Origin of the sequence: Actinomadura physcomitrii (assembly GCF_008923205.2) — a bacterium.
Taxonomy (GTDB): domain Bacteria; phylum Actinomycetota; class Actinomycetes; order Streptosporangiales; family Streptosporangiaceae; genus Spirillospora; species Spirillospora physcomitrii.
The window spans coordinates 14,510-40,757 of the sequence record NZ_WBMS02000065.1; the positions used below are offsets into that span (position 1 = coordinate 14,510).

The following is a 26,248-nucleotide window of genomic DNA, read 5'->3' on the forward strand; positions in this document are numbered from 1 at the left end:
CCCCCTGGTCCGCTTCGCTCATCTCAGTCCCCCGTTCTCAGGACGTCGCCCGGCTTCGGGCGGTCGAAGGCGCGGTCGACGGCGAGGGCCGCCGCGGCGGCGAGCAGCAGCGCGGCCAGCAGCCCGAGCAGCGCGGCGGCGCCGGGCGTGTGGCCGGTCGCGGTGAACCCGGACGTGTAGGGGCGCAGGTCGACGACCGGGCCGGTGATCTCCGGCAGCAGCAGCCCGAGGACCCAGCCGGCGGCGACCGCGCACAGCAGCACCGGGGCGATCTCGACGAGCGCGAGGGCGCGGCTCTGCCCCCGCTTGAGGCCGAGGACGCGCAGGTGGGCGACGGTCCGGCCGCGGGCGCGGGCGCCGACGACCAGCACGAGGAGGACGGCGAGCAGCCCGTACCCGCCGCCGATCAGCGCCGCGTTCCGGAACGTGCGGTGCACGAGGTCGACCATCGGGACGCCGGTCATGCCGTGCAGGACGTCCGCGCGGACCTGCACGTCGCGGGGCGCGCCCTTGGGGGCGGCGGCGTCGAGGACCTTGCGCAGCGCGGCGACGTCGACGTGGTCGCCGCGGACGAACAGCTCCGTCGGGTAGTTGCCGGAGCCGAACGTCGTGTACGGGACGACGGCGAACGCCGATCCGGTGTCCATGGAGGGGAAGCGGTCGATCGTCGCGGCCGGCTTGAATTGGAACGGGTCGATGTAGTGGCTGCTGAGGGTGACGGGCTTGGACCCCGCGTCGAGGATGCCGGCGGCGCCGGGCGAGACGAGCTGCCCGTTCGGCGCGTCCGGGATGCCGGGGACGCCGGGGAACGCCGCGCGGTAGGCGTCGAGGTCGATGCCGACGACGGTGATCGGCGCCGGCTCGCCCGGCCCCGTGACCTGCTGGACGACCCGGGCGGGCACCACCGCGGTGACGCCTCGGACCGCGCGCGCCTTGGCGGCGGCGCTCGGGTCGAGGCCGGTGGAGCCGATGCGGACGTCGCCGCCGACGGTGCTGTAGGAGGCGCGGACCTGCCCGTGCCGCAGCGCCGTGTCGACGGTCGCGCTGAACCCGGCGACGGCGGCGGCGAGCAGCAGGATCACCAGCGGCAGCGCGCCGATCATGCGCTGCCGGGACGCGCGCGCGAGGCCGACGAACCAGACGGCGCCGCGGCCCCGGCGCAGCAGCGGGGCGCCGGCGCGCAGCAGGTAGGGGTAGGCGCGCAGGACGAGCGTGCCGAGGGCGGCGCCGAGCAGGACGGGGACGGCCGCGACGAGCGGGTCGTCGCCGGACGCGCCGCCGCGCTGCCGCAGCACCACCACCCCGGCGACCGCGACGACGATGAGCAGCAGGTCCAGGACGAGGCGGCGCGGCGACGGGCGCGCGGCGGTGAAGTCGTCGCGGCCCGCGCCGCCGGCCGAGCCGAGGCCGCCCCCGCGCTCGCGCAGCACCATCGCGCCGGACAGCGCGAGCACGACCGCGACCAGCGCGGCGACCGCGTACAGCGAGCTTCGCTGCGGTGGCCCGGCGTCCAGGAGGAGACCGGCGGCGTAGCCGGCCGCCGCGGCGGGCAGCACGCCGAGGGCGGTGAGGCCGCCGGCGTACCGCGTGAGCTGGCGGAGCGACGCGCCGCGGGCCCGCATCGTGCCGAGGACGGGCCGGAGCCGCTCGCCGAGCAGCCCGGCCGCGAGCAGCAGCACCCCGGCGGCGACGGCGAGGAGCCCGGCCTGCGCCATCCCGAGGACGGACCGGGCGGTGCGCAGCCGGCCGAGGAAGGCGTCCAGCCGTCCTTCCAGCGGGGTCTCGACCGTGCAGGCGAACAGCCCGGTGCGGCCCTGCACGGCCGCGCGGTAGGAGTCCAGTTCGGCGGCGATGGTGCGCGCGCGGCCGGTGTCGACCGCACCGGTGCGCACGGGGAACCGCCAGGTGAAGGTGAAGCCCCGGCGGGCATCGGCGGCGATCATGGTGTAGCCGCCGGCGTCCGTCAGCGCGGTGCCGTGCGCGACCTTGGTGCCGTCGCGGCCGAGGATCCGCTGGGTGACCTGGAGCAGGGAGACGCGCGGCGCCCAGTAGGCGTCGCGGGGGTTCTGCGGCGCGTAGAGCCCGGTGATGCGGACGTGCAGCGGCTCGGGGATCTCCTTGTCGACGAGGGTGAGCCGGGCGCCGACCTTGTAGCCCATGGCCTGCGCGTACCGTTCGGCGACCATCACCTGGATCTCCGGCGTGGTGCGGCCCGGGTTCAGCGGGACCTCGTTCACCGGCGGGTGCCCAGCGGTGATCAGGATCCGCCGGCCGGTGTCGGGGTCCCAGCCGAGGTCCAGTTCCCGCGGTTCGGTGAACTCGCCGGAGATCCCCTGCGGGGTGTCCAGCGCCACGGACGCCTCGGGCGGGCCCGTGACGGTCCGCAGCGAGCCCGGGAGGAGCTGCTGCCAGGTGAACGCGTTGGCGGTCAGCGCGCCTACGTTCGGGATGGCGCTGGAGGCGCCGGTGCCCTTCGCCTTGCCGACGACCTGCAGGTCGGCGTCGGTGCCGACGGTGGTGGCGGCGTCGCGGTCGTATCCGGCGGTGGTGGCGGCCGGGACGGCGACCGCGAGCAGCGCGGTCACCAGCGTCAGCACGGCCAGCGCGGCGAGCGGCGCCCACTGCGTGCGGGCCAGCCTGAGCCAGGGGCCGGTGTGCAGGGCTCGGCGCATCATTCCTCCCCCGCGCGCAGTCCGGCGCCGACGTTGCGGCGGCGCAGGACCCGGATGACCGGCGGCAGCACGAGCCCGAGGACGGCGGCCGTCCCGGCGAGCATCGCCGCGACCAGCGGCCACTGGACGATCAGGACGGCCGGCGGGTACGGCTCGGTGGCCTGCACCCCGACGACCAGGTGCGGGACGACGAGCCGGGCGACGAGCAGGCCGAGCGCGGTGCCGCCGGCGAGGCCGAGGACGACCAGGAACGCCTGCTCGACGGCCAGCATCCCGGCGACCTGGCGGGGCGCGACGCCGAGGGCGCGCAGCACCGCGAACTCGCGGGACCGCTGCCCGGCGGTGACGGCGGCGTTCACCACGAACGCGATGACGGCGAAGGCGAGCGCCGAGCCGAAGCCGAGGACGAGCGCGCCCTGCAGCGCGGCGCCGAGCGGGGCGTCGCGCAGCCGGGAGCGCAGCGCGGCGCGGTCGCCGGTGACCTCGCCCCATTCGCGGTGCGCGTCGGCGGCCTTGACGGCGGGTCCGGTGCGGTCGCCGCGGACGGACGCCCACCATTCGCCGGGCCGGGTGCTGTCGGGTCCGGCGCGTCCGGTGGCGAGCCGCTTCTCCACGAGGGTGGGCAGGTCGACGAGGACGCCGGGGGCGCCGGGCGTGGTGGTGGGGAGGGCGTCGACGACGCCGATGACCTTGACCGGCTGGTCGCCGTCGACGGTGCTCAGGGTGAGGGTGGCGCCGACGCCGACCTTCGCGCGGGACGCGGCGGCGGCGGTGATGACGCCCGGCACGACCGGCTGGAGGTGCACGTTCTGGTCGCCGTGGGGCGGTGGGGTGCCGGCGCCGAGCACCGCGTGGACGGAGGTCCCGCTGGCGAGCCGGAGGCTGCCGAACACGACCTCGGCGGGCGGGCTCGCGGGGATCGCGATGTCGGCGAGCGCGGGCCCCTTCGCCAGTTTCGGGCGCGTCGGGTGGACGGGGTCCGCCGGCTCGGCGAACACGTCCCACCGGGCGCCGGCGGGCGGCGTCGCCTCGCCGGTCCCTTCGCCGCGGACGTGCTCCAGGGTGAGGTCGATGGGCCCGCTGTAGCCGTTGTCGTCGTAGGAGTAGTGCAGCGCCCGGACCGACAGCGGGTAGCTCAGCACGCCGCCGGGCCCGGCGAGCGCGGCGGCGTCGACCGCGATGGTGTGGGTCCGTCCGTCCGGCCGGATGCCGGTGAGCGGGACGCGGGCCGTCACGCCGTGGGCGTCGGCGACGGTCGCCTCGGCCTTGTACGCGCCGAGCGGCGAGGGGACGGTGCCGTCCGGCAGCGGCGGGGTGGGGCCGGTCCGCGTCAGCCGCAGGTCGAACAGCAGCCGCGCGGGTCTGCCCGGGACCGCGAGCCCCGGCGCCGGCGGGCGGGCCGCGGTGAGCGCGCCGAGCGCGAGGCCGTGCCGCAGGCCGGGACGGATCCGCAGCATCGTGCCGAGCCGCGCGGCGTCGGCCGCGATCATGGTGGTGGAGGCGGTGCCGATGGTGCCCTCGACGCGCAGCACGCCGGTCACCGAGGTGACGCCGGGCAGCGCGGCGACCCGTCCGCCGGCGCCGAGCGGGGTCGGGGCGAAGACCCCGGCGGGCGCGCTGACGCGCAGGTCGGCGCCGCTCTGGAAGTCGGCCTGGTCGGTCTGCGAGCGGCGCCAGGTCGCCATGGTGGTGACCGACAGCACCCCGACGGCGATCGCCATCACCAGCAGCAGGACGGGCCCGGCGTAGCGCAGCGGGCGGCGGCCGACCTGGCGGGTGCCGAGCGCCGGGGCGAGGCCGCGGCCGCGCGCGGCGACGCGTTCGGCGGCGCCGGACGCGGCGGGCACGACGCGCAGCAGCAGGACGGCGCCGGCGAGCAGCCCGAGCGCGGGCCCCGACACGATGACCGGGTCGACTCCGGACGCGCCGCCGGACGCGCCCGTCCCATTGACCCCGTACCGGGTGAGCTGCCAGATCGCGAGCGCGGCGACGAGCAGCAGCGCCAGGTCGGCGCCCGATCCGACGAGCCCGCCGCGGCGGCTGCGGCCGATGCCGGCCTGCGCCTCGACGAAGGTGCGGTTCGCGCCGCGCAGCGTCGGGACGGTCAGCGCGACGGCGCCGGCGAGGGCGGTGGCGACCGACACGCCCCACAGCGGCGCGAGGGGCCCGGCGTCCAGCCGCAACCCGGACGCGCGGATCGCGGGCGCCCATCCCGCCAGGTGCAGCAGCGGCCCGGCGAGCAGCGGCCCGCACACCGCGGCGGGCAGCACGATCAGCGCGCCCTCGGCGACGCCGAGCCGCGCGAGCTGGCGCATGCCGAGGCCGCGGGTGCGCAGCAGCGCGACCTCACCGCGGCGGTGGTCGGCGAGCAGCCGGGCGACGAGCATCCAGGCGCATCCGGCCAGCAGGATCAGCTGGAGCACCGGGATCAGCATGGTGGAGCGGGTGACCCGGACCGCGCCGGCGAGCTGGGAGGCGAGCGTCGGCAGGCTCGTCACGACGGTGTACTGGGCGCCGCCGGAAGCCTTCTGCACGATGGCGCCGCTGCGGGCGGCGCGCTCGCCGAGCGGCTCGATGTCCCCGGTGCCGATGTGCCGCAGGTCGGGCATGACCGTCCACCGGACGTCCACGCCGGTGCCGGTGAGGCGGGCCGCGAACACGTCCTGCGGCACGACGAGCGGCCCGTAGGTGGTGTAGTCGCCGTGCTCGGCGCCGGTGGTGACCAGCTGGTCGCCCTGCCAGAAGTAGTCGTCCGGCCGGGGCACCTCGAACAGCCCGACGATCCGGGCGCGCACCACGGACTTCTTGTCGACGCGGCCGTGCAGGGTGAGGACGTCGCCGACCGAGGCGTGCATGGACCGGGCGGCGGCGACCGGGAGGGCGGCCTCCATCTCGGCGTCCTCGCCGGCCCCGGCGCCCTGCGCGGGCCAGCGGCCCTGGGCGAGGCGGGCGTGCCGGTCGATGCCGGTGTAGGTCTCGAACGCGGTGAGCTGCGGGTGGTCGCTCTTCTCCTGCCCCGGCAGGGTGTAGGAGTCGCTGCGGACGCCCATCGAGACCGTCAGCGGGACGTCCCGGTAGATCTGCTTGAGCGCGCCGTCCACCTGCCGCTGCGCGGTGCCGAGCCCGCCGGGCGGAACGTTGGTGCCGAGGGTCGTGCCGACCGACGCGAACGTCGCGTCAGCGAGGGTGCGCTGCAGGCCCTCGCGGGTCACCGAGCCGGCGTAGCCGACGAGGGCGGCGAGGACGGTCGTGGCGAACAGCGCGGTGGCGCAGGCGGCCAGCACCAGCGTGCGGTCCGCGGCCATGCGCCTGACGACGAGCCCCCGTTGCCCCATAGCCGCACATGATCAAGGGATGTGATGTGAACAACAAGAGCAGAGCGGGTTTCTTGTACTTATCGCAATATTTCCGGTACATCGGCATGATCTGGGCAGATCGGCAGTACCACCCGGAACGCGGCCGCTCACACCTCGCCGCGGCGCAGGGCGATGAGGCGGTCCAGCACGTTCGCGTCCGCCGACAGGCCGTTGTGCGCGTACTCGCTCGTCACCCACGTCCGGATCCCCGGAATGGCCGCGGCCGTCGCCATCGACATCTCCCGGTCCACGTACATGTCGTCGTAGTAGACCGCCGCCGCCACCGGCACGGTCGTGGACGCCAGCCGCTCCGGGTCGTACAACGCGGGCCACTCGTGCGCCGCGACCAGGTCGGCGCACTCCCGCAGCGGGACCAGCGCCGGGTCCTCCTCGAAGAACGACGGGAAGATGGTCTCGCCCAGGAACCGGAACGGCTCGGCGCGCGGCGCGAACTCCGGGAACTCCTCGGCGACCCGCGCGGCCGACCAGTTCGACGCCGTCCCGCTGCTGACGCACGCCTCGTGGATAAGCGCGTAGAGCGGCTGCGCGGCGAACGACACGATCGCGTTCACCCCGTGCAAGAACGTGTCCGAGAGCCGGTCCGAGGTGATCAACGCCTCCTCCAGCAGGTAATGCAGATTGTCGAACTGCACGGAATTACCGAGACCGATGCCCGCGAACTGGAACCGGCGGGCCGTCAGCCGCTCCCCGCCCGGCAGGCGCTCGTCGGCCCGGTCCAGGTGCGCGGCGATGCGGCGCGCGATGTCCTGGTCCCCCGGGTAGCGCGCGAAGTAGCGCTCGTTGGCCGCGGCGATCCGCCGGTACGCCGCGCGGTACCAGTCGTCGGGCGTCGCCGTCAGGCTCGGCAGCCCGCCGGTGATGAACGCCTCGCTCAGCCCCTCCGGCGCGATCGACAGATAGGTCACCGCGCAGAAACCGCCGAAGCTCTGCCCGAGCACGCTCCACGGGCGGTCCCCGGCCAGGTGGCGGCGCAGCAGCTCCGCGTCCCGGACGATCGAGTCCGCGCGGAAGTGCCGCAGCAGCCCGGCGGCGGCCTTCGGATCGGCGGGGAGCGTCTGCCGGTTCAACGGGTGGCTGCGCCCGGTGCCGCGCTGGTCGAGCAGCAGCACCCGGTAGTCCTCGAGCGCGCGGGCGAGCCACGCCGCGGGCATCGCCCCCGGCCGCACCGCCTTGTGGCCCGGCCCGCCCTGTAGGAAGAGCAGCCACGGCAGATCGTCGTCCCGCCTCCCGGGCGCGACGACCTCCCGCCCGTAGATCCGGATCGTCCGCCCGGCCGGGTCGGCGTGGTCGAGCGGAACGTCCAGGAAGTGGTCGGTGCACGCGTACCCGGGCCGGGTGAACGAAGTCGGCATGCCCCCACTATCCCCGACGCGGCCGTATGGTGACGCGATGAGCGGAGGCCACGCCCACTACGTCATCGTCGACCGGAACGGGCATCGCGTCTGGTGGGCCCTCCTCCTCTCCCATGACCCCGTTCACTTGTGGCGGGGGGGGGGGGTGGGGGGGGGGCGCAAACCCACACCCCCCCCCCCCCACCAAGCGCCCCCCCCCCCCCGGCGCCTGGCGGGTGGGGGGGGTGGGGGCCCCCCCCCCCCCCCCACCCCCCCCCCCCCCCCCCACAACTCAACGAAGCCGCGCCCGCACTGCCACGCGTCCGGACGTCCGACGCGGCACCCGTGAGCGTCCGGGTTCGCCACGTAGAGCCCGTCCGGTGTCATGCGCGCCCGGAGCTTGTGCGCCCGCAGAACGGTTCCGAGCGCTTCCAGGCGCGCTCTAGCATCAGGAGTCACGGTCGGTCGCCTCCTTGGATAGGCGGATCGATCCAGACCCCGGGCGGCGTTGGCGCGCCGCCCGGGGTCGCTTGCTGTCTGCTCTCTCCTTGACTCTAGACGAGAACACCCGTGAACACACGAGAACACCAGTCATACCGACGTGTATGTAAGCGTGTTCTTGTGGACCTGACCGTGATCAATCTCGACCAGCCGCGCCCCGCGTACCGGATCATCGCGGCTGCGATCGCGGACGAGATACGGGCGGGCAGGCTGCGCCCTGGGCAACGCATCCCGTCTGCCCGGACCATCGCCAACGACGTTGGTGTGTCACTGCGGACAGCCGACGCCGTCCTACGGACGTTGCGGGATGACGGGCTGACCGTCAGCGTGCACGGGCTGGGGACGTTCGTCGCCGAGGATGCCGACGCACAAGCGGAATGACGCGGAGGCGCCCACCGGCACGATGGTCGTCGAGTTGCGGCAGGTGCGGGTCAGAGGGGGGCGAGGACGCCCTTGATGAAGTCGGGGGTGCGGGCGGGGGGCTCGGCCTGGACGCCCAGGCGGTTCAGGGCGTCCCGGTAGCGGATGACGTCGGACGGGCGGTCCGGGTACAGGGCGCCGGTGAGCTGCTCCAGGTACACGACGTCCGGCAGTTCGGGCTCGGCGAACCGGAGCAGGGTCACCGGGCCGCTCTCGGCGGCGTGCCCGCCGGCGGCGAACGGCAGCACCTGCACGGTGACGTTCGGCCGCCGCGAGATCTCGATCAGGTGCCGCAGCTGCTCGCGCATCACCTCGGGGCCGCCGACGACGCGGCGCAGCGCGGCCTCGTCCAGCACGGCCCACAGCTTCACCGGCTCGGGCCGGTCGAGCACGAGGCGGCGGCGCATCCGCAGCTCGACGCGGCGGTCGACCTCCTCGGCGCTCGCGTCCGGGTACCGCGCGGCGATGAGCGCGCGGGCGTAGCCGGGGGTCTGCAGCAGGTCCGGGACGTTCTGGATCTCGAAGACCCGGACCAGCACGGCGCCCTGCTCCAGCCCGAGGTACGGCTCGAACCAGCCGGGCACCACGTCGGCGTACCGCTGCCACCAGCCGGGCCGGTTCGCCTGCTCGGCGAGCTCCAGCAGCGCCTCGCGGCGGACCGGGTCGTCCACCCCGTAGAGGGTGAGCAGGTCGGCGACGTCGCGCTCCTTGAACCCGACGCGGCCGAGCTCCATCCGGCTGATCTTGGAGTGCGAGCCGCGGATCTCGTAGCCGGCGGCCTCGGTGGAGATCTCGGCGGCCTCGCGGAGCCGGCGCAGCTGCGCGCCGACGACCATGCGGAGCACGGTCGGGCCCGACGCCGCCGTGCCGGACGGGACGGTGACCTCGATACCGGACACCTGGGGCGACGCCCCAGGTCCGACTTTGGGGTCTCCCACAGGACGCCTCCTCCGGCGCACGTCGACGTGCCTTCCGCAAAGAAGTTACCCGCCCGCGAGCCCGTTGCCCAATGCACCAGTACGGACTGTTTCGTGCAATTCTCAGGCGATTCGTCCCGCCGCTGGCCGGCGGACCGGCGCTGACCTGGCAAGATGCGGGCGAGCAAGAAATCCCGAAAAAAGTCGCGACGGATGTCGATCCGGCCCGCCTCCACTCGACGCGTCAGTGAGGGCCGGGAAGGACCCGGCCCGGCAGGACCACGGAGGCACCGATGCGCTTCATGATGATGACCACCGACGACGGCGCGCAGCAGGGCGAGCCGGACGAGGCGATGATGGCGGAGATGGGCGCGTTCATCGCCGAGATGTCCGCGTCCGGGGTGCTGCTGGCGACCGGCGGCCTCGAGCCCGGCGGCACCCGCATCAAGGCGTCCGGCGGCAAGGTCACCCTCACCGACGGCCCGTTCGCCGAGGCCAAGGAGGTCGTGGTCGGCTTCGCGCTGGTCGAGGTGCGCAGCCGGGAGGAGGCGATCGAGCTGTCCAGGCGCTTCTTCCAGATCGTCGGCGACGGCGAGGGCGTCATCCAGCAGGTCTTCGGCCCGGAGGACGCGGCCCCCGGCACCTGACCCCGAGCCCGGCGGACGGCCGGTGACCTGCGGGGAGGCGGCGTCCGGGTTGCGCGGCGGGCGGCGCGGGTGCTGTCATCGGCACCGTGACGCCATCCGCCGCCCCGGACGCCTCCGGCGCCCCCGCCCCGCGCGCCGGCGGCGCGGCACGTCCGTCCGGCGTGCACGCGAGCATCGACGCGGTGTGGCGGCTGGAGTCCGCCCGCATCATCGCCGGGCTGGCCCGGCTGGTGCGCGACGTCGGCCTCGCCGAGGAACTCGCGCAGGACGCGCTCGTCGCCGCGCTCGAGCAGTGGCCCGAGTCGGGCGTCCCGGACAACCCGGGCGCCTGGCTCATGGCCGTCGGCAAGCGCCGCGCCATCGACCGGATCCGCCGCGAGCAGCGGCTCGAGACCAAGCTCGAGGAGATCGGGCACGGTCTGGAACCCGAGGCGCGGGAGGCGCCGCCCGAGTTCGACCTCGCCGTCGACGACGAGCACATCGAGGACGACGTCCTGCGGCTCGTCTTCACCGCCTGCCACCCCGTGCTGTCCACGCAGGCCAGGGTGGCGATGACGCTGCGGATGCTCGGCGGCCTCACCACCGAGGAGATCGCCCGCGCGTTCCTGACGTCCGAGCCGACCGTCGCGCAGCGGATCGTCCGGGCCAAGCGGACGCTGTCGGAGTCCGGCGTCCCGTTCGAGGTGCCGGAGGGCCCCGACCGGGCCGCCCGGCTGTCGTCGGTGCTGGAGGTCGTCTACCTGATCTTCAACGAGGGGTACGCGGCGAGCGGCGGCGACGACTGGGTCCGCACCGACCTGTGTCAGGAGGCGCTGCGCCTCGGCCGGATCCTCGCCCACCTCGCGCCCGCGGAACCGGAGGTGCACGGGCTCGTCGCGCTGATGGAGATCCAGGCGTCCCGCATCCGCGCCCGCACCGGGCCGTCCGGCGAGCCCGTCCCCCTGCACGAGCAGGACCGCGCCCGCTGGGACCGGCTGCTCATCCACCGCGGCTTCGCCGCGCTGCTGCGCGCCCGCGAGATCGGCGCGCCGCCCGGCCCGTACGTCCTGCAGGCCGCGATCGCCGCGTCCCACGCGCAGGCCGCCACCGCCGAGGACACCGACTGGGCGCAGATCGCCGCGCTGTACGGGCACCTCGCGCGGGTCGCGCCGTCCCCGATCGTCGAGCTCAACCGGGCCGTCGCCGTCGGGATGGCGGACGGCCCCGAGGCGGGCCTCCGGCTCGTCGACGCCATCACCGGGGAGCCGTCCCTGCGCGGCTACCCGCTGCTGCCCGGCGTCCGCGGCGACCTGCTCGCCCGCCTCGGCCGGACCGAGGAGGCCCGCGCGGAGTTCGAGCGCGCCGCCGGGCTCACCCGCAACGCGCCCGAACGCCGCGTCCTGCTCGACCGGGCCGCCGCCCTGGACGGCGCCCGGTAGTCCCGCGCGGGCGGGCGGTCACTTGCCGGAGTGGGCGGCGTGGGCGGCGTCGATCTGCTCCCATGCGACCTGCAGCAGGGCGGCGCGCTTCTCCTCCGGCGTCCCCTCCATGGCCGAGGTCGCGAAGGTGCCGAAGTAGACGGTGAACAGCGCGCTGAGCGAGCGGACGCGGTCCAGGACGGGGCTCTGCGGATCGGTGAGCAGGGTGCCGAGCGCCTGCATGCGGTCGCGGGCCGTCTTGGGCCCGGCCCGGCCGCGCAGCGCCGCCTGGTTCTCCTGGAGGAACTGGAAGACCGGGGAGTACTCCTCCAGCGCCTCGTTGAGCCGGCGCAGCAGCTCCCGCCTGGTCTCCAGCGTCGTGGGCTGGGCACGGGCCCAGGCGATCAGCTCGTCGAGCCGCTCGCCGATGCCGCCGACGAGGGCGTCGACGATGTCCTCCTTGGTGCGGAAGTGGTAGTAGAGCGCGGCCTTCGTCACCTCGAGCCGCTCGGCGATCTCCCGCAGGGAGGTCTGGTCGTAACCGCGTTCGAGGAACAGCTCCAGCGCGACGTCCAGGATGCGCTGCCTGGTGTCCTTGCGGCGCGTCTGCGGCTTGCCCACGGTGTGCCTCTCCTCCGGCCGTCCTGCCCTCCACCGTATCGCGGTAACTTACTTGACGCCCGGCTAGTTAGCCCGGCTAGCGACCGGACCCGGGCGGGCGGAGGCGCCGCGCACCCCACGGAACGCGCCATCCGCCAGGAGCGACCGAACCGGATGGTACTGATAGTGGATGCGGGCGCCGCGTCCGCGGAAAGGAGCCCCTGTGATCGCGCTTCCGGACGTCGAGGCCGCCGCGGGACGCGTCGCCGGCCGCATCCGCGAGACGCCGCTGCTCGCGGTGGATCCCGGCCCGCTCGCCCCCGCCGCGCGGATGTGGCTGAAGCTCGAGCAGACCCAGCACACCGGGTCGTTCAAGGCGCGCGGCGCGTTCAACCACATCCTCGCCGCGCGGGACGGCGGACGGCTCCCCGCGGCCGGCGTCGTCGCCGCGTCCGGCGGCAACGCCGGCCTCGCGTTCGCCTACGCCGCCGCCGAGGCCGGCGCGCCCGCCGAGGTGTTCGTCCCCGAGACGGCCCCGGCGGTGAAGGTCGCGCGGCTCCGCGCGCTCGGCGCCACCGTCGTCCAGGTCGGCACCCGCTACGCCGAGGCCGCGGACGCCGCCACCAAGCACGCCGCCGACACCGGCGCCCTCTACTGCCACGCCTACGACCAGCCGGAGGTCTGCGCCGGCCAGGGCACCCTCGGCCTGGAGATCCTCGACCAGACCGGCGGCGAGGTCGACACGGTGCTGCTCGCCGTCGGCGGCGGCGGCCTGATGGCGGGCGTCGCCGCCGCCCTCGAGGGCCGCGCCCGCGTCGTCGGCGCCGAGCCGGAGACGATCCCGACCCTCGAACGCGCCCTGCACGCCGGCCGCCCGGTGGACGTCGCCGTCTCCGGCATCGCCGCCGACTCGCTCGGCGCCACCCGCCTCGGCGACATCGCCTACGACGTCGCGGCCCGCACCGGGGTGGCGTCCGCGCTGGTCTCCGACGACGCGATCGTCGAGGCGCGCCGGTTCGTCTGGGAGGAGTACCGGCAGGTCGTCGAGCACGGCACGGCCGCCGCGATCGCGGCCCTGCGCACCGGCGCGTACCGTCCCTCCCCGGGCGAGCGGGTCGTCGTCGTGCTCTGCGGCGCCAACACCGACCCGTCCGACCTCCTGAGCGGCCCCACCGACTAGCCGGCGGCGCTCAGGCCACGCGCCGATTGCAGGCCTCGCTTTGCGCCGGCTCCTGGACGGGCTCGTCGAACGGCTCGGCGCCGACGCCGAGCCCGGCCAGGTGGGCGAGCGGTGAACGTCAGCTCAGCAGGTCGGCGAGGGTCTCGCGGCGGGAGGGGTGGCGCAGCTTGTGCATCCCCTTGGACTCGATCTGCCGGATGCGCTCGCGGGTCACGCCGTAGACCTTGCCGACCTCCTCGAGCGTCTTCGGCTCGCCGCCGGCGAGGCCGAACCGCATCGAGATGACGCCGGCCTCGCGCTCGGTCAGCGTCTCCAGCACGGCGTCGAGCTTGCCGCGCAGCATCGACGACGCGACGACGTCGGCCGGGTCGCCGCCCTCGGGGTCCTCGATGACGTCGCCGAGCTCGCCGTCGCCGTCCTCGCCGAGCGGGGTCTGCAGGGACAGCGGCTCGCGGGCCTGGCGGCGCAGCCACTCGACCTTCTCCGGCGTGACGTCCAGCTCGGCGGCCAGCTCCTGCGCGGTGGGCTCGCGGCCGAGGTCCTGCATCATCCGGCGGCGGATCCGGGTCATCCGGTTGAGCACCTCGACGACGTGCACGGGGATGCGGATCGTCCGGGACTGGTCGGCGAGCGCGCGGCTGATCGCCTGCTTGATCCACCAGACGGCGTAGGTGGAGAACTTCAGCCCGCGCCGGTACTCGAACTTCTCCACGGCGCGGATCAGCCCGAGGTTGCCCTCCTGGACGAGGTCGTTGAGCGGCAGGCCGTGGCCCATGTACCGCTTGGCCAGCGACACGACCAGGCGCAGGTTGGCCTCGACCATGTGCTCCTTGGCGCGGCGGCCGTCGGCGGCGATCCAGGCGAGGTCGTCGCGGTCCTGCGAGGACAGGGCGTCGCCGAGGGTCTCCAGGCGTTCGCGCGCGAACAGCCCGGCCTCGATGCGCTTGGCCAGCTCGACCTCCTGCTCGGCGGTGAGCAGCGGGGTCCGGCCGATGCGGGAGAGGTAGTCCTTCATCGGGTCGACGAGGTCGCGGGTCGCGGACGCGCCGCGAGCGGAGGCGGCCCGGGCGGACGCGCCGCGGCTGGACGCGGCGCGAGCGGGCTCGGGGGACGCGACACGGGAGGTGCTGGCGTTCAGGGCGGTGTCCTTTGCTCGTCCGGCCGGGAGGGAACGGGTCACCCGATCTCGGTACCCGGCAGCCCGGCGGCATAAACTTAGGTCGACTCTAGACGTGTGTTCACTATAAATTTAGGTCGACCTGTGGCAGGGTGGCGGCATGGGTTTGCGGGAGATGAAGAAGCAGCAGACGCGGCAGGCGATCTCGCACCAGGCGACGCGCCTGTTCCTGCGGCACGGGTTCGACCGGGTGACGATCGCCGACGTCGCCGCCGCCGCGCAGGTCGCGAAGATGACGGTGACCAACTACTTCCCGCGCAAGGAGGACCTGGCCCTCGACCTGCACGAGGAGTTCGTCGCGCAGCCCGCCCGGACGGTCGCCGGGCGCGCGCCGGGCGAGTCCGCGCTCGCCGCGCTGCGCCGCGCGTTCCTCGACGCCGTCGACCGGCGCGACGCGGTCATCGGCTTCTCCGGCGCCGACTTCGCGCGCATGATCACCGGAAGCCCGGCGCTGGTCGCGCGCCTGCGCGAGTTCCATGAGGAGCGCGAGCACGCCCTCGCCGCAGTCCTGGCCGAGGAGGCCGGCACCGGCCCGGACGACGTGGTCGTCCGCGTGGCGTCGGCGCAGCTCATCGGCGTCCACCGGGTCCTGTTCGAGGAGACGCTGCGCCGCACCATCGCCGGTGAGGACCACGACGCGATCGCCGCGGCCCTCACCGGCTCCGCCGAGAAGGCGTTCGGGCTGCTGGAGCCGTCCCTGGAGGACTACGCCGTCAGGCGATGACGAGGAGCAGGTCGCCGGCCTGGACGGGGGTCGCGGCCGGGACGGCGAGCCGGGTGACGGTGCCGGCCACCGGGGCGGTGATCGCGGCCTCCATCTTCATCGCCTCGATCGTCGCGACCGTGTCGCCCGCCGCCACCTGGTCGCCCTTCGCGACGCGCAGCGTGACCGAGCCGTCGAACGGCGCGGCGACGTGGCCGGGTTCGGCCGGGTCGGCGCGCTCCACCGGCGGCGCGTCCGACGCGACGGACTTGTCGCGCACCGACAGCGTGCGGAGCTGGCCGTTCACCGTGCAGATGACCTGCCGGACGCCCGCCTCGTCGATGTCGCCGACCGCTTCGAGCCCGGCCAGCACGCGCACGCCCGGTTCGAGGTCGAACGCGACCTCCTGGCCGGCGCGCATGCCGTAGAGGAAGGCGCCGGTCGGCAGGACGGACAGGTCGCCGTACGCCGCGCGCGCTTCGCGGTAGTCCTTCGCGGGGCCGGGGAACAGCAGGCGGTCGAGGGTGTCGCGGACCTCGGGTCCGGCGAGCGCCTTCTCCTCGGCACCGTCCAGCTCGGCGCGGGCCGGGGTGTACTGGCGTCCGGCGAGCGCCTTGGTGCGGAACGGCTCGGGCCAGCCGCCGGGCGGGTCGCCGAGCTCGCCGCTCAAGAACCCGATGACGCTGTCGGGGATGTCGTAGCGCTCGGGGTTCGCGGCGAAGTCGTCCGGGTCGGCGCCGGCGGCGACGAGGTGCAGCGCGAGGTCGCCGACGACCTTGCTGGACGGGGTGACCTTGACGAGGCGGCCGAGGATCCGGTCGGCGGCGGCGTAGCAGCGCTCGATCTCCTCGAACCGGTCGCCGAGGCCGAGCGCGACGGCCTGCTGCCGCAGGTTCGACAGCTGCCCGCCGGGGATCTCGTGCTGGTAGACGCGTCCGGTCGGGGACGGAAGGCCCATCTCGAACGGCGCGTACAGCCTGCGCACCGCCTCCCAGTAGGGCTCCATCACGGTGAGGGCGTCGAGGTCGATGCCGGTGGCGCGGCCGGTGAAGTCGGTCGCCGCGACGATGGCCTGCAGGGGCGGCTGGCTGGTCGTGCCGGACAGCGGCGCCGCGGCGCCGTCCACGGCGTCGACACCGGCTTCGATGGCGGCGATGTAGGTGCCGATCTGCCCGCCTGCGGTGTCGTGGGTATGGAGGTGGACGGGCAGGTCGAAACGCTCGCGCAGAGCGCTCACCAGTGTGCGCGCGGCGGGAGCGCGGAGGAGACCGGCCATGTCCTTGATGCACAGGATGTGGACGCCCGCCTCCACCAGTTCCTCGGCGAGACGCAGGTAGTAGTCGAGCGTGTAGAGGCGCTCGTCCGGGGACGACAGGTCGCCGGTGTAGCAGAGGGTGCCCTCCACCAGCGCGTGCGTCTGGAGCGCCGCGTCGATCGCAGGACGCATGCGCTCCACGTCGTTCAGCGCGTCGAACACGCGGAAGATGTCGACGCCCGTACTGGCGGCCTCCTTGACGAACGCCCGCGCGACCGAGTCGGGGTACGGCGTGTAGCCGACGGTGTTGCGCCCGCGCAGAAGCATCTGGATGCACAGGTTCGGTGCGGCTTCCCTGATGGCCGCGAGCCTGTCCCAAGGGGACTCGCCCAGGAAGCGGAGCGCGACGTCGTACGTGGCGCCGCCCCACGCCTCTATAGAGAGGAGCTGCGGGGTCATACGCGCGAGGTATGGCGCCGCGGCGACGAGGTCGTGCGTGCGTACCCGGGTCGCCAGGAGCGACTGGTGCGCGTCCCGGAACGTGGTGTCGGTGACGGCCAGCGCGTTCTGTGCGCGCAACTGCTCGGCGAACGCGCGCGCGCCGAGCGCCAGAAGGCGGTCACGCGACCCCTCGGGGAACGGACCGTCGAGCTGGAGCGGCGGGAGCTTGGTCGCCGGGTCCAAGCTCGTGGGCGCGTCACCGTGCGGCTTGTTGACGGTGACGTCCGCCAGGTACCGGACGAGCCGCGTCGCACGGTCACCGCTCGACCGGGCCGTCAACAGCTCGGGATGGTCGGCGATGTAGGACGTGGTGACGCCGCCCCTGCGGAAGTCCGGCTCGTCCAGCAGCGCCTGCAGGAACGGGATGTTCGTCGAGACGCCGCGGATACGGAACTCGGCGACCGCCCTGCGCGCGCGCCGCACGGCCTCCTCGAACGTCCGCCCCCGGCACGTCAGCTTCACCAGCAGCGAGTCGAAGTGCGGGGACACGATCGCGCCGCCGTGCGCCGTGCCGGTGTCGAGGCGGACCCCGGCGCCGCCCGGCGACCGGTACGCCGAGATCTTCCCGGTGTCGGGGCGGAACCCGTTCGCCGGGTCCTCGGTCGTGATCCGGCACTGCACCGCGAACCCGCCGACCGCCACGTCCCGCTGGGAGATGCCGAGATCGTCGAGGGTCTCGCCGCCCGCGACGCGCAGCTGGCTCTGCACCAGGTCGACGCCCGTGACCTCCTCGGTCACGGTGTGCTCCACCTGGATGCGCGGGTTCATCTCGATGAAGACGTGCTCGCCGCGGTCGTTGACGAGGAACTCGACCGTGCCGGCGTTGACGTAGCCGATCTCGCGGGCGAACCTCACCGCGTCCTCGCAGAGCCGCTCGGCGACGGCCGCGTCCAGGTGCGGCGCCGGCGCGATCTCCACGACCTTCTGGTGCCGCCGCTGCACCGAGCAGTCGCGTTCGCGCAGGTGGACGGTGTGGCCCGCGCCGTCGGCGAGGACCTGCACCTCGATGTGGCGGGGCCGGTCCACCGCCTGCTCCAGGAAGACCGTCGGGTCGCCGAACGCGCTCTGCGCCTCGCGGCGCGCCGTGTCGACGGCGGCCTCCAGCTCCTCGCGGTGGTCGACGCGGCGCAGCCCGCGCCCGCCGCCGCCCGCCGCGGCCTTCACGAACAGCGGGAACCCGACCTCATCGGCGGCCTCCAGCTCGCGGCCCGGCTCCGGCGTCGCCGACCGCAGCACCGGCAGGCCCGCCCGCCGCGCCGCCGCGACCGCCTCGATCTTGTTGCCGGCCAGGCTCAGCACCCGCGACGGCGGGCCGACGAACGTGATGCCGTTCCGCTCGCACGCCTCCGCCAGCTCCGGGCTCTCCGACAGGAACCCGTAGCCGGGGTAGACCGCGTCGGCGCCGACCCGCAGCGCCGTCTCCACGATGCCGTCCACGTCCAGGTAGGCGCGGACGGGGTGGCCGTGCTCGCCGATCTCGTACGCCTCGTCGGCCTTCTGCCGGTGCAGCGACAGCCTGTCCTCGTGGGCGTAGACGGCGACGCTGGCGATGCCGAGTTCGTACGCGGCGCGGAACGCGCGTACGGCGATCTCGCCGCGGTTCGCGACGAGCAGCTTTGTGATCACGTGTTCTCCCAGGAGACGGCTCGGGCGCGTCCGCCCGCACCCGACGGCCTCCCGGGCTCGGCGCTGAGCGTCGGAGGAGCATGGGCCGGTCCGGCGGGCGAACCGAATCTTCGGATACCTACCCAGTTGACCGGCCGGGCGCCGCCCGGGACACCCCGCCCTCTTGTGAACAAAGTGATAGATCGCGTTCAGCGAGAAAAATGCCTGTTTGTTCCGTTCGGCCCGGTACACCGCCTGGCGACTTTCGCGGCCGGGGGCGCGCGCGACGCTCTAGGCTGTTCGGTCGGGTTTCGTGTGCTTGTAGGGGGAACAAGGTGCGGCTGCCGGAACATCTCGAACTTCTCGTCTCCGACGAGCCCGTCCTCGACGTGTACTCCTACGGGCCCTGGCGCGTCCCAGACGGCCTCTACGACGAGATCCGCGCCCGCATCGACACGCTCGCCGCCGACCCGCGCTGCAAGGACGCCACCACCGACCAGCACTCCCTGCTCACCGCGCCCGCCCCGCTCGTCGTCGCGGAACTGCTCCTCACCCTCGACTTCCTCCTCGGCGCCGGAGCCGTCAACGCCGGCACCCACTCCCGCCTGCAGTACCAGTTCTTCAACCGGTACCACAACGAGCCCCGCGACCCGCTCCGCGACGCCGGCGGCTGGGGCGTCAGCCGCGGCTCCTTCCAGCCCCTCGAATGGCTCGAGGACTGCGGCGACCAGGACCTCGCCCTCGCGCTCGCCCGCGAGTCCCTCGACGTCTTCGAGGGGCTCGAGCCGATCGAGCAGCGCCGCCAGGCCCTCATCAAGCTGTACGACGACCCGCCGCCCGCGCTGCGCATCCAGACGCCGCTCGCCGAACAGCGCGCCCTGTGGCTCGCCCACGCCGACGACGACATCGTCACCGTCCTGCCCGAACTCGCCGGCCCCATCGGCTACCTCGAATGGGTCTGCTCCGGGCTGCTGCCCGTCCACGACCACCTGCGCGAGGTCGCCCCGCACGACGAGACCGCCGACGACCTGCTCGTCCACCTCCTCCTTCAGGGCGGGCTCAAGCAGGTCCCGGCCGAACTGTCCGCCGTCCTGACCGAGGACCGCTACGGCGAGCTCCTCGAACACTTCGAGCGCGCGCGCGACAGATTCGAACCGAACCCCTGGTACCTCAACGAGTGGGCCTGGCTCGGCCGCGCCCTCGGGGCCGGCGCCATCGACGCCTGCCGCGGCTGGCTCGACATGGCGATGCGCTTCACCGGCTGCGTCCAGGGCCTGCCCAACGAGCCCCGCATCCCCGACCCCGAATGGATCCCCGTCGGCGAGTTCGGCGCCGACGTCCGCCGCCTGTTCACCCCGCGCCGCCGCATGGTCAACCCCCTCGCCGCCGGCGTCGGCACCGCCCCGTCCCGCACCCGCCGCACCCGCCGCGCCGAGGTCGGCTCCGGCCTCGTCGGCCAGCCCGACGTCGTCGCCGCCCTCGAGACCATCGCCGAGACCGGCGGGCCCGTCCGGCTCATGCTCGTCGGCCCCGACGGCACCGGCAAGCGCGACGCCGCCCAGGAGATCGCCCGGCTGCTCCGCGAGCACCGCATCGTCGACCCGCCGCTCTGGCTCGCCGACGACTTCTTCGCCGGCAAGGAGGTCTCCTCCGCCACCACCCAGCTCTACACCGAGGCCCGCGACGCCGCCGGCACCCGCCTCATGGTCATCGACGGCCTCGACGACATGTCCCGCGACGGCCGCAGCGGCGAGGCCATCGTCGAGGAACTCCACCGCGCCCTCGACGTCCACGACGACCTCCACGTCGTCGCCCTCTGCGAACCCGGCGGCGACGAACGCATCCGCGAGGTCAACCCCGGCCTGTCGCTGCGGTTCCAGGTCGTCCGCACCCACCCGTTCGACGCCGACGGATACGCCGAACTGTTCAACCGTGCCCTCCAGCAGCGCGGTGCCCGCGCCCACAAGCGCGCCCTCACCGCCGCCGGGCAGCTCCTCGTCCGCACCCCGCCGATCCGCAACCTGCGCAACGCCCGCCTCGCCCAGCGCCTCGCCGACATCGTCGTCGAGAACGTCCGCGCGAACACCCCGCCCGGCGAGGAACTCGTCGTCAAGCGCGCCGACGTCCCCGCCGCCTTCGACACCGCCGGCACCCCGTCGGACCCCATGGCCGAACTCGCCGCCCTCACCGGCCTCCGCACCGTCAAGGCGGAGATCGAACTGCTCGTCGCCGGCGCCAAGGCCGCCAAGCTGCGCCGCGAGGCCGGGCTCCCCTCGCCCGCCTCCTCGCCCGCATCTTCAAGGACCTCGGCGTCCTGTCGTCCGGCCACCTCGTCGAGGCGTCCCGCTCCACGCTCGTCGGACGCTACGTCGGCGAGACCGCCGTCAAGACCCGCGGCGTCGCGCAGAGCGCCGTCGGCGGCGTCCTGTTCATCGACGAGGCCTACGCCCTCACCGAGACCGGCATGGCCGAGGACTACGGCCAGGAGGCCATCGCCGAACTCATCAAGGTCATGGAGGACCACCGCGACGACCTCGTCGTCATCGTCGCCGGCTACGAGCGCGAGATGCAGCGCTTCATCGCCTCCGACCCCGGCCTCGCGTCCCGCTTCCCCACCACCGTCCGCTTCCCCGGCTTCACCGACGCCGAACTCGTCGAGATCTTCACCGGCCAGGCCGCCGCCGCCGGCCTCACCCCCGCCCCCGCCGCCCTCGACAAGATCACCGAGCTGCTCCGCCGCGCCCCGCGCGGCCGCTCCTTCGGCAACGCCCGCGTCATGCGCAACCTGTGCGAGCGCGCCACCGCCCTGCAGGCCCGCCGCGTCACCGCGCTCCGCCGCCCCGGCCCCGACGACCTCGCCGCGCTGCTGCCCGGCGACATCCCCGACAGCCTCAGCGGCGCCGGACGCGTCGTCCCCGCCACCGACCCGCTCGCCGAACTCGACGCCCTCATCGGGCTGTCCGCGGTGAAGGAAGAGGTGCACCGCCTCGCCGCCGAGGCCCGCGGCGCCGAACTGCGCCGCGCCGCCGGCAAGCAGGTCACCGTCCCCACCCGGCACATGATCTTCACCGGCAACCCCGGCACCGCCAAGACCACCGTCGCCCGGCTCGTCGCCTCCGGCTACGCCCACCTCGGGCTGCTGTCGTCCGGCCACCTCGTCGAGGTGTCCCGCGCCGACCTCATCGGCCCCTACCTCGGCCAGACCGCACCCCGCGTCCGCGCCGCCGTCGAGCAGGCCCTCGGCGGCGTCCTGTTCGTCGACGAGGCCTACTCCCTCGCCGGCGACGCCTACGGCCAGGAGGCCGTCGCCACCCTCGTCCAGCTCATGGAGGAGTACCGCGGCGACCTCGTCGTCATCGCCGCCGGCTACGAACGCGAGATGGACGCCTTCCTCACCGCGAACTCCGGCCTGGCGTCCCGCTTCCCCAAGCGCATCGCCTTCCCCGACTACACCGATGACGAACTCACCGCGATCTTCGCGCACCTCGCCGCCGCCGAGGGCCTCACCCTCGCTCCGGACGTGCCCGGACGGCTCCGGACCGTGCTCCGCGACATCCCGCGCGGCCCGTCCTTCGGCAACGGGCGCCTCATGCGCAACCTCCTCGACGCCGCCGTCGCCGCCCAGTCCGAACGCCTCACCGCGTCCGGCGCCCCGTCCGACACCGAGATCATCACCCTGCGCGCCGACGACCTCCGCGCCACCGCCCCCACCCGGGACGAGGCCACGGGCCTGTACCTGTGACCCGTCCACACACGGCCTGACGCCGCAACACACAATTGGTCGGAATCTCCCGCCTGCGCCTGTCTAGACTCGTCTCGCCCAATCAATGCGGAGCTGGAAGGGGCTCGGTGTCCGATCGAGACTGGCAGCACACGGTGCTGCGCGACCTCGGCGCACTGGAAACCGGCCTGGTCCCCCCGAACCCACGCGCGGCGCCGCCGTCCCTTGCCACGCCCCCCGAGCAGGACGCGTCCGCATCATCCGCGCCTGCGGCCACGAGCACGGCCACGGCCGCCGCGCAGGAAGGCGCCGCGCAGGACGCCGCTGCGAAGGAGGCCGTAGGCGCAGGCGCGAGCGAGGTGAGGAGCGCAAGCGCGGGCACGCCTCCAGACCGCCACTCCACTCCCCCGATCGGCACCCGTACGCCCACCGCCCCGTTCGCCCGCACCGCCGTCTCCGCCCCCCGAACGGCCACGCTCCCGTCCGCCCCGTCCCCGCGAACCGAACCACCCCTCGCAACGCGGGAACACCGCGCGGACGCGCCGGCCACGCCCTCGCCCGCCGACTCGTCTGCACCTTCCGCCTCACCCCCGACCGCCCCGACGTCTCCACCGACCTCGCCCTCCACCGGCTCGCAGGCCACATCCGCCACCCCCACCACCAGCAGCCGGGCCTCCCGACCCGCCGCACTGACCACACCCCCTAGCAGGGCGGACGCGCAGCTCAAGCCCTCGTCCGTCGACTCCGCGGACTCGCACCCAGCGCACTACGCGCCCGCCCCGCCAACAGACGCCTCCTCGTCCTGCACCGCCGGCCGGACAGCCCCGTCCCCTTCTCCCGAAACAGCGGACACCTCACCGGAGGCGGAGCCATCCCCCACGGGCTCGACGCCATCCCCGACCTCTGAGCCACCGCCATTTCCCGAGCGGCCAGCACGGCACACCGCCACAGACCTCGAATCCCCGACGCCACCTACGACGGCAGGCTGGGTCACCGACCCGCCGTCCGAACCGGCGTCGGCGTCCTCCTCCCCAACGCCCCCCGAACCACTAGCCGAGGCATCCCTCCCCGCGCCTAACTCACCCTGGCCAGCCGCCCGCACAAACGCTGAGCGGCCGGCCCCTCCAAATAAGACGACACCGCCCGCCGACCATCACCCTTCGGCCCAGACGACCGACTCCGCAGACATCGGCCCTTCGGCGCCTCCGGTGACCTTCGGATGGACGATTCCCCCTGTGCCCGAGCTGTCGTCTCCCGCGCCACTGCCCGGCCCGCGCCCGCCTGAGCAACCCGCACCCCCATCCAACCCGCGCCCGCCTGAACAGGCCGCACCCCCATCCAACCCGCGCCCGCCTGAACAGGCCGCACCCCCATCCAACCCGCGCCCGCCTGAACAGGCCGCACCGCCATCCGCACCACCTCCGCACGACTCCGCCGCGCCACCATCCGACCCGGGCCCGCATGGACAGGCCGCACCGCCGTCCGAGCCGGGCTCGCACGGGCAGGCGGCACCGCCATCCGACTTCCGCGCGCACGGGCAGGCCGCACAGTCGTCCGGACCGTCGGCTGCCGAACCTCCCGCGGCCTTGCGGGCCGAGCCCTCCCTGCCTACCTCCAGCCCGGCTCCCTTCGGGCACTCTCAAGGCACTTCTGCGCCGGAGCCGTTCGGCAAGTCCCCCGACGCCTCCGACGCACCGCTGTCCCGGTCATTCCTCGATTCACCCAGCACAGCGCGATCGGGGCCGTCCACCCGCGTGCCCGGCCCGCCACCATCCGGGCTGCCCGCGCAGACATCCGAGCAGAACCTTCCCGACGTGCCCGGCGCGCTGGCGCCCGGGCCGATCTCCGGCATGGCGCCGCAGAGCGTCCCGGAACCGCCGCCGGTCAGGCCGTCCGGCCGCGACGGCGGGCCGGAGCGGTTCGCCACCCCGCCCGGCGGCGTCCCCGCCCCTCAGGACCTCGTTCGGCGCAACCCGCATGGCGACCCGATGGCCCGGCGCCTGGGACGCGGCGTCCGCCGCGCGATGGGCGCGTCGGCCGCCGGGCAGGTCCGCGACCTGGCGCGGCTCACGGCGCAGATCGGCGTTCCGGTCCCATCGAGCCGGCGGATCGCGGTGACGAGCATCCGCGGCGGCGCCGGAAAGTCGACGATCACGGCGCTCATCGCGGGAGTCCTCCGGCAGTACCGCCCGGACCGCGTCCTCGCGATCGACGCGGACCCGGGCCTCGGCTCCCTCGCGCTGCGCATCGGCGTCAGCGCCCCGAGCTCGGTCCGCGACCTCGCCGCCGCGCGCCCGCACACCTGGGAGGAGACCGCCGCCCATCTCGGCCGAACCCCCGAAGGCCTCTTCGTCCTGCCCGCCGCTCCCAAGGGCGCCCTCGCGGACGATCTCGACCACGCGACCTTCCAGCACGGTACCGGCCGCCTCGGGCGCTACTTCTCGACCACCGTCATCGACTGCGGCGGCGGACTCGTTTCCGACCTGCAGCGCGGGATCCTGCACGGCGCCCACGCACAGGTCTTCGTCACCCCCGGCACGCCCGACGGCGCCCTCAGCGCGCGCGCCGCCCTCAACTGGATGGCCCTGAACGGTCTCGGCCCGCTCCTCCAGCGCACGGTCATCGCCCTGGTCTCGCACACGCCGAATCCGGACGCCGACCTGGACCGCGCCGCCCGCCTCCTCGGCAGCGGCACGCTCCCCGTCACGCTCCTCCCCTTCGACCGGCACCTGGCGGCCGGCATCGCCATCGCCCCCGAACGCATCAGCATGCCCGCCCAGGCCGCCGCGACCCGGCTCGCGGCGGACGTCTTCACCCGTTCCTTGAGCGCCTCATGAGCCGCGAAATGATCGTCCTCACCTCCGAGAAGCCGACTTTGGATCTCCAAGCCCTGGTCTCCCCACCTCTCCATGCGGCGGGCAATGACGTGTTCGACGCCGAAGACCGCCTCCTCCTGCGCGTGCGGGAGCCCGTCCTCATATCCGTTCCGGGCGAACCCGAACGCCTCCTTGGAATCGATGCCGCCACCCCCGTCTGGTGGACGGAGATCCACATCGCGGCGGCCTCCGCTGAGGCCCGCCACCTGGCCCAACGCTGCACCGAAACCCTGGACGGCACGACGTGGGCGGATCGATGACGACCACCGCAGGCGGCGCCGACGTCCTCACCGACCAGGCCATGGTCGTGCTGAGCGACCGCCCTGTCGTCGCTCTATCCCCGGCCGTCTCCCAGGCCCTCGCCGAGTGCGAGGGGACGAACCGCACGCTCCAATTGGTCACGTCCCCCACCAGTCGGCTGACCCTTCCTCTCCGAGCCTCCAAAGCCCAGTGGCTGGTCCACGACGACGGCTACTACGAGGGGCTCACCGGCCGCCCGATGCAGTGGAACGGCAGCGCGTTCGTGCCTCTGCCCGACGCCCGCGACTACGCTCCGGCCTACACGACGGCCCCGACCGCTCCCATCGGGAGCCAACTCGTCCTCACCTTCCAGGCCCGGCACGCCCCTGCCGCCGTCCTCGGTCTGCACACCGAGAAGCTGATGCGGCTCCTGACCGGCGAACCCCCGAAAGGCTGGGGCCTGGCCGAACCCCTGCAGCATCCGTGGAGTCCCGAAGAGCTGACACTCCACACGGCGAGCGCTTCTTCGTCCCGGATCATCGTCATCGGGGCAAGCAGCCGTCCGGCGATGGCGACGTCCGACTTCACCCCCCTCGTTCCCCCGGCCTCCGGCATCGCCGAGATGACGACGCTCACCATCGGTTACACCGACGACGAAGATCCGCCGATCCCCCAGCTGCCGTCCTTCATCGACCTCCTGTCGGCGGACCACCCCCTGACCGCGCTGCTCGCGCAGCTGATCCCCGGCCGCGCCGACCTCACCACCGAACCCCGCTGGACGGGCTCCTCGGCCCCCATCGGCCTCGCCTCCGCCGGCACCTACACCGGGCCGCCGGGCTTCTCCCGCAAACGCCTAGGCCCCTCGGACGCGCCCATCACCTGGTTCCAACTGGGCGACGGCTATTCCCCCGAATACTGGCAGCGCCACCAGGACCTCCTGGCCCACCTCCGCCGCACCGCCTGAGCGATGACCGCGGCCGTACGGGCGGGGGTCAGCCGCCCCACATGGCGGTGTTCTGGCGTTCGGCGCCGAGGTGGATGTCGTGGGATTCGCCGATGACCTTGCTCATGCCGGAGACGGCGGTGGCCATGCGCTGGGCGGCGAGTTTCCATTCGCGGGATTTCTGC

At 74.1% G+C, this 26,248-nt stretch carries 16 protein-coding genes and 1 pseudogene; 10 read left to right on the top strand and 7 right to left on the bottom strand.

Going from position 1 to position 26,248, the window contains the following annotated elements; translation table 11 throughout:
• Positions 1 to 23: 23 nt before the first annotated feature.
• The 3 genes from F8568_RS43890 to F8568_RS43900 all read right to left on the bottom strand — a co-directional run bounded on the left by F8568_RS43890 (position 24) and on the right by F8568_RS43900 (position 7,401).
• Entirely contained in the window at positions 24 to 2,675 is a 2,652-nt protein-coding gene (locus tag F8568_RS43890) for an FtsX-like permease family protein (protein WP_151600082.1), read from the bottom strand.
• Entirely contained in the window at positions 2,672 to 6,007 is a 3,336-nt protein-coding gene (locus tag F8568_RS43895) for an ABC transporter permease (RefSeq protein ID WP_151600083.1), read from the bottom strand. The genes F8568_RS43890 and F8568_RS43895 overlap by 4 nt, the downstream gene beginning before the upstream one ends.
• A gap of 128 nt (positions 6,008 to 6,135) precedes the next feature.
• Complete coding sequence (locus tag F8568_RS43900) at positions 6,136 to 7,401, bottom strand: alpha/beta fold hydrolase (RefSeq protein WP_151600084.1); 1,266 nt, start codon at positions 7,399 to 7,401, stop codon at positions 6,136 to 6,138.
• Between the two features lie 600 nt (positions 7,402 to 8,001).
• On the opposite strand from F8568_RS43900, the gene F8568_RS43905 reads away from it, so the two are divergent.
• On the top strand, positions 8,002 to 8,262 hold the full coding sequence (locus F8568_RS43905) for a GntR family transcriptional regulator (protein ID WP_160573990.1): 261 nt from the start codon (positions 8,002 to 8,004) through the stop codon (positions 8,260 to 8,262).
• Between the two features lie 50 nt (positions 8,263 to 8,312).
• On the opposite strand, the gene F8568_RS43910 is transcribed toward F8568_RS43905, so the two are convergent.
• The gene (locus F8568_RS43910) at positions 8,313 to 9,137 is read right to left on the bottom strand and encodes a helix-turn-helix domain-containing protein (RefSeq protein ID WP_151600094.1); all 825 of its coding nucleotides are present in this window, start codon (positions 9,135 to 9,137) and stop codon (positions 8,313 to 8,315) included.
• A gap of 173 nt (positions 9,138 to 9,310) precedes the next feature.
• Here F8568_RS43910 and F8568_RS43915 point away from each other — a divergent pair, with 173 nt between their 5' ends.
• The 3 genes from F8568_RS43915 to F8568_RS43925 all read left to right on the top strand — a co-directional run bounded on the left by F8568_RS43915 (position 9,311) and on the right by F8568_RS43925 (position 11,283).
• Positions 9,311 to 9,469, top strand: a complete 159-nt coding sequence (locus tag F8568_RS43915) for a hypothetical protein (RefSeq protein ID WP_160573991.1) — start codon at positions 9,311 to 9,313, stop codon at positions 9,467 to 9,469.
• A 42-nt stretch (positions 9,470 to 9,511) separates the two neighbouring features.
• A complete protein-coding gene (locus F8568_RS43920; protein ID WP_151600086.1) occupies positions 9,512 to 9,865 on the top strand; it encodes a YciI family protein in 354 nt (117 codons plus the stop codon).
• A gap of 173 nt (positions 9,866 to 10,038) precedes the next feature.
• Positions 10,039 to 11,283, top strand: a complete 1,245-nt coding sequence (locus F8568_RS43925) for an RNA polymerase sigma factor (protein ID WP_456236970.1) — start codon at positions 10,039 to 10,041, stop codon at positions 11,281 to 11,283.
• 18 nt (positions 11,284 to 11,301) lie between these two features.
• Here the strand turns inward: F8568_RS43925 and F8568_RS43930 are convergent, their stop codons facing one another.
• Positions 11,302 to 11,883 (bottom strand): TetR/AcrR family transcriptional regulator, encoded by a 582-nt coding sequence (locus tag F8568_RS43930; protein ID WP_151600087.1) that lies wholly within the window; start codon positions 11,881 to 11,883, stop codon positions 11,302 to 11,304.
• Positions 11,884 to 12,085: 202 nt separating this feature from the next.
• Between F8568_RS43930 and F8568_RS43935 the strand changes: the two genes are divergently transcribed.
• Positions 12,086 to 13,042 (top strand): threonine/serine dehydratase, encoded by a 957-nt coding sequence (locus F8568_RS43935; RefSeq protein WP_151600088.1) that lies wholly within the window; start codon positions 12,086 to 12,088, stop codon positions 13,040 to 13,042.
• Between the two features lie 118 nt (positions 13,043 to 13,160).
• Here F8568_RS43935 and F8568_RS43940 read toward each other — a convergent pair.
• A pseudogene (locus tag F8568_RS43940) lies at positions 13,161 to 14,111 on the bottom strand (RNA polymerase sigma factor); the annotation flags it as partial.
• 208 nt (positions 14,112 to 14,319) lie between these two features.
• Between F8568_RS43940 and F8568_RS43945 the strand changes: the two are divergent.
• Complete coding sequence (locus F8568_RS43945) at positions 14,320 to 14,943, top strand: TetR/AcrR family transcriptional regulator (protein ID WP_151600089.1); 624 nt, start codon at positions 14,320 to 14,322, stop codon at positions 14,941 to 14,943.
• Here the strand turns inward: F8568_RS43945 and F8568_RS43950 are convergent.
• Positions 14,933 to 18,304: a pyruvate carboxylase gene (locus tag F8568_RS43950; protein ID WP_151600090.1), complete on the bottom strand. Its 3,372-nt coding sequence runs from the start codon at positions 18,302 to 18,304 to the stop codon at positions 14,933 to 14,935. The two genes, F8568_RS43945 and F8568_RS43950, sit on opposite strands and share 11 nt — an antisense overlap.
• Positions 18,305 to 19,589: 1,285 nt before the next feature.
• Between F8568_RS43950 and F8568_RS51370 the strand changes: the two genes are divergently transcribed.
• The 4 genes from F8568_RS51370 (at position 19,590) to F8568_RS43975 (ending at position 26,084) form a co-directional block, all read left to right on the top strand.
• Positions 19,590 to 22,025, top strand: a complete 2,436-nt coding sequence (locus F8568_RS51370; protein ID WP_407924522.1) for an AAA family ATPase — start codon at positions 19,590 to 19,592, stop codon at positions 22,023 to 22,025.
• A gap of 1,793 nt (positions 22,026 to 23,818) precedes the next feature.
• A complete protein-coding gene (locus F8568_RS43965) occupies positions 23,819 to 24,841 on the top strand; it encodes a MinD/ParA family ATP-binding protein (RefSeq protein ID WP_151600091.1) in 1,023 nt (340 codons plus the stop codon).
• A gap of 8 nt (positions 24,842 to 24,849) precedes the next feature.
• Positions 24,850 to 25,140 (top strand): hypothetical protein, encoded by a 291-nt coding sequence (locus tag F8568_RS43970; protein WP_151600092.1) that lies wholly within the window; start codon positions 24,850 to 24,852, stop codon positions 25,138 to 25,140.
• Positions 25,137 to 26,084: a DUF6177 family protein gene (locus F8568_RS43975; RefSeq protein ID WP_236010086.1), complete on the top strand. Its 948-nt coding sequence runs from the start codon at positions 25,137 to 25,139 to the stop codon at positions 26,082 to 26,084. The genes F8568_RS43970 and F8568_RS43975 overlap by 4 nt, the downstream gene beginning before the upstream one ends.
• The last annotated feature ends 164 nt before the right edge of the window (positions 26,085 to 26,248 follow it).